Raw genomic sequence first — 6132 nt, 5'->3', positions numbered from 1 at the left:
ACTTGGCCGAGCCGAAGCCGGCCAGCGCGCCGCCGCCGTGTTGCTCGCGAATCGAACGCAGCCCCGAGGCCGCCCGTTGCAGGGCTTCGTCCCAGGTGGCCTCGCGGAAATGGGTGTATGGCTTGGCGGGGTCGAAGGTGGCGTCGGCGACCTTGGCCGCGTCGTCGCGGCGGATCAACGGCTTCAGCAAGCGCTGCGGCGAGTGTACGTAGTCGAAGCCAAAACGCCCCTTGACGCACAGGCGCTGCCGGTTGGCCGGACCGTCGTGGCCGCTGACGGCGATGACCTGCTCGTTGCGGACCTGGTAGTCGATCTGGCAGCCGACGCCGCAGTAGGGACAGACGCTGGGCACGACGCGGTCGACCTGTTCGCCAGCGGCGAGCAGGCCGCTGCCATCCGCCGCCAGTAGCGTCGTTGCCATCAGTGCGCCGGTCGGGCAGGCCTGCACGCACTCGCCACAGCCGACGCAGCTGGAATCGCCCATCGCATCGTCGATATCGAAAACGATCTTCGCTGCCGCACCGCGACCGGCCATGCCGATGACGTCATTGGCCTGGATCTCGCGGCAGGCCTGCACGCATAGCTGGCAGTGGATGCAGGCGTCGAGTTGCACGGTCATCGCCGGGTGGCTGTGGTCGGCATTCGGGGTGGTTTCGCGCGCTGGGAACCGGCTGGCCTGTAGTCCCAATTGCACCGCCCAGTGCCAGAACGACGCGTTGCGATCATGGGCCCGTGCACGCGGCGGCTGGTCGGCGAGCAGCAGCTCCATCACCAGGCGCCGGCTGTGCAGTGCGCGCTCGGAGTTTTCGCTGCGCACCTGCATGCCCGCACTGACCTGGCGGCTGCAGCTCGGCGCCAGGTTGCGCTCACCGTCGATGTCGACCATGCAGGCGCGACAGTTGCCGCCCGGCCGGTAATCCGGCGCCTCCTGGGTGCACAGATGCGGGATGGTCTGGCCCGCTCGTCGGGCAGCCTGCCAGATGGTCTCGCCGGGCAGGGCAATCAGCTCGCGACCATCGAGAGTGAAGCGGACGCCTGGTGATCCGGTTTCATCACGCATCGCGCTTCCCCGCCAGCAGGTGCTGCGGCAGATACTGCAGCGCCGTGGTGACCGGGTTTGGCGCCGCCTGGCCGAGGCCACAGATAGACGAATCGCGCATCACCGTCGCCAGCTCGCTGAGCAGCGCCACATCGAGTTCCGGCGCTTCGAACAGCGCCAGCATCTTCTCGGTGCCGATCCGGCAGGGGGTGCACTGGCCGCAGCTCTCGTCGGCGAAGAACTCGAGCATCGCGTGCACCGCGGCGCGCGGGTCATCGCGATCCGAAAGCACGATCACCGCCGCCGAACCGATCAGGCAGCCGTGTTTCTCCAATTCGCCGAAGTGCAGCGGCAGGTCGGCCAGGCTGGCGGGCAGAATGCCGCCCGAGGCACCGCCGGGCAGGTAGGCCAGCAGCTGATGGCCGTCAGCCATGCCGCCGCAGTATTCGTCGATCAGTTTGCGCGCGCTGATCCCTGCCGGCGCCTGCTTTACGCCCGGTTGGCGCACCCGGCCGGAGACCGAGTAGCTGCGTAGACCGGCAAATCCCTCGCTGCCAAGTGCCGCAAACTGTGCGCCGCCGCTGGCGAGAATTGTCGGCACCAGCACCAGCGTTTCGACGTTGTTCACCAGCGTCGGGCGTCCGAACAACCCCGCCTCGGCGACGTAAGGCGGGCGTTGCCGGGGATAGCCGCGCTTGCCCTCGATCGATTCGATCAACGCTGATTCCTCGCCGCAAATGTAGGCACCGGCGCCGCGACGCAGGTCGATGAAGCCTGGTGCAATCAGATTCGCTGCCTCGAGCGCCGCGATCTCGCGGCTCAGTAGTGCGTGCGCGGCAGGGTACTCGTCGCGCAGGTAGATCCAGCAGCGGGCAGCACCGATGTAGGCCGCTGCCAGCAGCAGGCCGTCGAGAAACTGGTGCGTCTGCGCTTCGAGGATCAAGCGGTCCTTGAAGGTGCCCGGTTCACCCTCGTCGGCGTTGCACACCAGGTAGCGCGGCGCCGCGGCCGCGCCGACCAGGCGCCACTTGCGAGCGGTCGAAAAACCGGCGCCGCCCATCCCGCGCAGCCCGGCCGCCTCGACTTCGGCAAGCACCGCCTCGGCCGGCAAGCTGCCGTCGCGCAGCGCCAGCAGGTGCCGATAGCCGCCGCGCGCACGGTAGGCGGCCAGACTCTCGCTGACCGCCGGCAGCGGTGTAAAGGCTTGTGCGTCGATCAGCGCCTGTACGTCGGCTGCGCTTGCCCGGTCGGCATGGCGTTTGCCGACCTGCACCACCGGTGCCAGATCGCAGCGGCCCATGCACGGTGCGCGTAGCACTCTGGCGTCGCTTGGCGGCAGCAGCTCGCGCAATGAGTCGTCAAGCTGCAGCGCCCCCTGCAGTCGGCAGCTGAGGCCATCGCAGACGCGCACAGCAAGCGCTGGCGTCGGCTCGTGGTCAGCGCGGAGGTCGAAATGGGCGTAGAAGGTCGCCGTCTCGTAGACCTCCGCAACGCCAATGCGCAGCAGGTCCGCCAGCGCCACCAGATCGCCTTCGCGCAGGCAACCTCTGGCATCCTGGAGACAGTGCAGATGTTCCAGCAAGAGATCGCGGCGCAGCGGCAGGCCCGCTAGCAGCTCGACGACAGCGTCGCGCGTCGCAGGGTCGACGCGCCGACCCCGGCGCTGCCCGCGTCCCTTGCGTCGCCCTGTGGTGGCTTGTTCCGTGCTGCTCATTCGTTGGCTTCCACGATTGAAGCGGCAATCCTAACAAACGTGAGCGCTGCCGACGGGGAAATCAAGCACGTCAATTACCGACAAGCAGTGTGGCTGGCAGCATCAAGACGTCGGGTCGCTGCAAACCTTGATACCCTCTCTATTACCCCTATTTGAGGGTAATTACCCCTTCTTCACCCAGTTTGCGCCGGGCCCGCGTCCCTTGCACTCGACCACGCCCACTGCTTGCTGCTCGCGAAGAACCCGTCGCACCATGTCGCGGCCGACGCCCGGACAACTTTGTTCCAGTGCGCTAATCGAAAAATCACCGCCCTGGGCGACGAGGCGCTCAATCCCGGCCAGCACCTGATCTCGTTTGGCCCCGCGTGGCGCTTTCGTTTCGCCGACGCGCTTGGCAAACTCGCGATAGGCTGTCTTGAGGATCGACAGCAGATAGTTGATGTATGGCCACGGGTCGTTCCGGCCTTCATGCCAACCTTGCGAACTTTGCTCGAGGGTCTCGTAGTACCTGTCCTTGTTCTGCTCGATGAGGCGTTCCAGACTGATGTAGCGCCCCACTTCGTAACCCAGTTGGTGGCTTTGCAGCAGGTACAGCAGTCGTGATACCCGGCCATTGCCGTCGCGGAACGGATGAATGCACAGGAAATCCAGATTGAACGCCGCCAGCGCGATCAGCGGATGCACCCAACTTTCCTCTCGGCAAGCGTGCCAGGCGGCCAACAGCGCCGCCATGCGCGCAGCTGTTTCCGCCGCCGCCACGGTGCGAAAGCGCACTCGTTCGCGCCCATCCGGATAGCGTTCAATGATGTCGGCGTCCTTTTCCTTGTAGCGCGCTGCGTCCCAGATCTCGCCACGTGCCAGAGCGTGCAGGCGCTGCACCGTAGTCTCGTCAATGGGTGGCGCCACCTGATGTATCCAGGCCAGGGCATCGCGATAGCCGCGCACTTCCTCCTCGTCGCGGTCACGAAACAAGGGGCGGGCCGTCACCAACACATCGCGAAGCCGCGCCGCTTCAATCGATACCCCCTCGATGCGGTTGCTCGATACCGCGCTTTCGATCAGCGCGTGTTCGCGCAAGGCTTTCAAGCGTTGCGGCGACTGGCGTGTGTAGAGATCCTGTTTGCCTCGAAACTCGCCGAGGTCAGCGAGATACCACGCGGCTGCGGGGTGGACGGGGAGGGTGCCTGCGGCGAAGAGGCGTAGCGTGTTCATGAGGCGTTTCTCGTTCCGCCGATTCGGGGCTCATTGATCATATCGAATTTCGAGGAGGTGCCCCGATACTGGTCCAACGGGTTCTGGCGATATTCTCGATCCGACACGCTGGCGTCGTCGCTTGGAGTCGGCCCGCCCGCATCCGATCCAGAGCCTCGCTGGGAGCGGCCATGATCAATCTGTATACGCAATTCCTCACCTCCTGAAGTTCCCGCCCTCGTGCAAATCGCGCCAGCCTGGATTCTTTCCTTCTACCCGCCGCCAGCAGCATGCTTGACCGCCGCACCACGCCCGTCGTACGACATCAGGATCAGCGGTTTCGCCGTCCCCAGATCTGCCTGCGCGGTCAGTGATAGCTCCAGGTCGCCAGTGCCGAAATGCCCTTGTTGCCTGACATCGCGAGCAATTGTCGGCAATGGTGCGAGCAACTCGGGGTTCAGGTGCAGATAGAGCAATAGCCGGTTCTTCTGTGCCACCACGGTGGCGAAGTTCTTCAGACGCTTGAACGCCAGGTAGATCTTCAGCTCCTTGCGCTGCACGTCGTCGCCGAGGAAAGCGACATAGTCCTCCAGGGAGGCGAGCAGGTTGCTCAGGCGCGGCGGCAGCAGCGGCAGCCAGTCGGCGAAGTTTCTGCCGCCGGCAGTAGATTTTTCAGCCGCCGCTTTCGCCTTGAATGCCTTCGCAATCTTGATAGCACCGCTATGCCCGCTATTGGCGCTGGTGGCGTTGGCGAGCTCCAACAGCAGCAATTCGTCACCGAAGCGACGGTAGCGGATCAGCTCGATGTTGCGGTTGATCTGCTGCACCGCGTGCCCGTCGTACTTGGTGAAGTCTGCCGCGATGCACACCAGCCGGGGAGCACTCCAGTCGATGCGGTCGGCTGCTGGCTTGCCCAGCTTGTCCATCGCCAATAGTTTGAACTCGGCCTGATGGTCCATCAGCCAGTCAAGGTAGAACAAGCCCTGATTGATGACGTTTTCGCCGACCGAGCGCTTGTATTCGAGGATCACGGGACAATTGTTTTCGTCCAGCCCCAGTGAGTCTATGCGGCCAGCGTGTATCTTGCCGGTGGAGTATTCGGTCGCCAGAAAGCGGATGCCAAGCAGCGTCTCCAGGTTGGCCTCAATCAGCGATTGCAGTGGCCGTTCGAGATCCGAGGCGTCGCCTTGCAGTTCGGTGGCGCTGCCCGACTTGAGGTGGAATAGTTTGATGTCGCTCATCTCGTTGCCTGGTTTTCGGGAGGCAAGGCAAGTGCTTCATACTTGACGACGGCTACAGGCCCACCCTGGACGCGACCCGATTGGGCCAGGCACTCGGCCCGCTGGCGGAACTTCGGCAGGCTGGGGTTCGGGTCGTCCGCAAAGTAGCGTTCAGCCAGCAAGCCCAGGCGTTCGAGTTGCTCATCGTGTTCCTTGAGCGCTGTGAAGTAACTCTGCGGACGAATGTCGATCATGGAAGCTCCTACCTCAGCTCGTACCAGACGCCGCGCCCACTGCCATTCAGGCTCAAATGCCCGTGTCCCACCAGCGCGCGGAAGTGCTGCTTTAGCGTGTTGCGGTTGCTGCCGGTGAGCCTGATCGCGTCGCCCATGGTGATGCGGCCATGCGCACGCGCGAACTCGGCGATTTGCAGCGATAGCGCGGACAGGGTGGCGAGCACCAGCTTCTCGCGTTCGATCTTTCGGCCGAGTCGTCGCACCTGTTCAGCGACGGCGCGCAGGAAGAAGTCAAGCCACGGCTGCCAGTCGGGCATCTCGCTGCGAATGGTCTCCTGAGTCTGGCGCAAGGCGAGGTAATACGCTTCCTTGCTTTGCTCGATCACGCTTTCGAGGGAGCTGTAGGGGACGTAGGCGTAGTCAGCCTGCAGCAACAGCAGGGTGGTCAGCACGCGGCTCAGGCGACCGTTGCCGTCCTGGAAAGGATGGATTTTCAGGAACACCACGCTCCACATGCCGATGAGCAACAAGGGGTGTAGCCGGCGTGTTCCGGAAGCAGCGCGCTCGGTATTGAACCAGCTCACCAGTTCGCTCATCAGACGCGGAGTGTCGAAGGGCGTTGCCGTCTCGAACACGACGCCGAGTTGCTTGCCATCTTCGTCGAACGCCACCACGTTGTTGGAGGAGGTCTTGTAGTTTCCACGGTGCCACGCGTCTTTCTCGCTGTGAGTC

At 64.2% G+C, this 6132-nt stretch carries 6 protein-coding genes; all 6 read right to left on the bottom strand.

Features of this window, described 5'->3' with window-relative positions; translation table 11 throughout:
- Positions 1–1060: 2Fe-2S iron-sulfur cluster-binding protein (locus RUW20_RS14385; protein WP_313952919.1), on the bottom strand; the 1060-nt coding region annotated here is incomplete at its 3' end.
- Positions 1053–2753, bottom strand: coding sequence for an NADH-ubiquinone oxidoreductase-F iron-sulfur binding region domain-containing protein (locus RUW20_RS14380; RefSeq protein WP_313952918.1), 1701 nt, complete (start codon positions 2751–2753; stop codon positions 1053–1055). The genes RUW20_RS14385 and RUW20_RS14380, both read right to left, overlap by 8 nt.
- 162 nt (positions 2754–2915) lie before the next feature.
- Positions 2916–3965, bottom strand: coding sequence for a Fic family protein (locus RUW20_RS14375; protein WP_313952917.1), 1050 nt, complete (start codon positions 3963–3965; stop codon positions 2916–2918).
- A 251-nt stretch (positions 3966–4216) separates the two neighbouring features.
- Positions 4217–5185 carry a DUF5655 domain-containing protein gene (locus RUW20_RS14370; RefSeq protein ID WP_313952916.1) on the bottom strand — a complete coding sequence of 323 codons (969 nt, stop codon included), beginning with the start codon at positions 5183–5185 and terminating at the stop codon, positions 4217–4219.
- A complete protein-coding gene (locus RUW20_RS14365; RefSeq protein WP_313952915.1) occupies positions 5182–5418 on the bottom strand; it encodes a hypothetical protein in 237 nt (78 codons plus the stop codon). Before RUW20_RS14365 ends, RUW20_RS14370 begins: the two co-directional genes overlap by 4 nt.
- Positions 5419–5426: 8 nt before the next feature.
- Positions 5427–6132: Fic family protein (locus RUW20_RS14360; protein WP_313952914.1), on the bottom strand; the 706-nt coding region annotated here is incomplete at its 5' end.

This window comes from Accumulibacter sp. (assembly GCF_032229525.1).
GTDB lineage: Bacteria > Pseudomonadota > Gammaproteobacteria > Burkholderiales > Rhodocyclaceae > Accumulibacter.
This window is presented reverse-complemented; position numbering and strand designations above follow the sequence as displayed.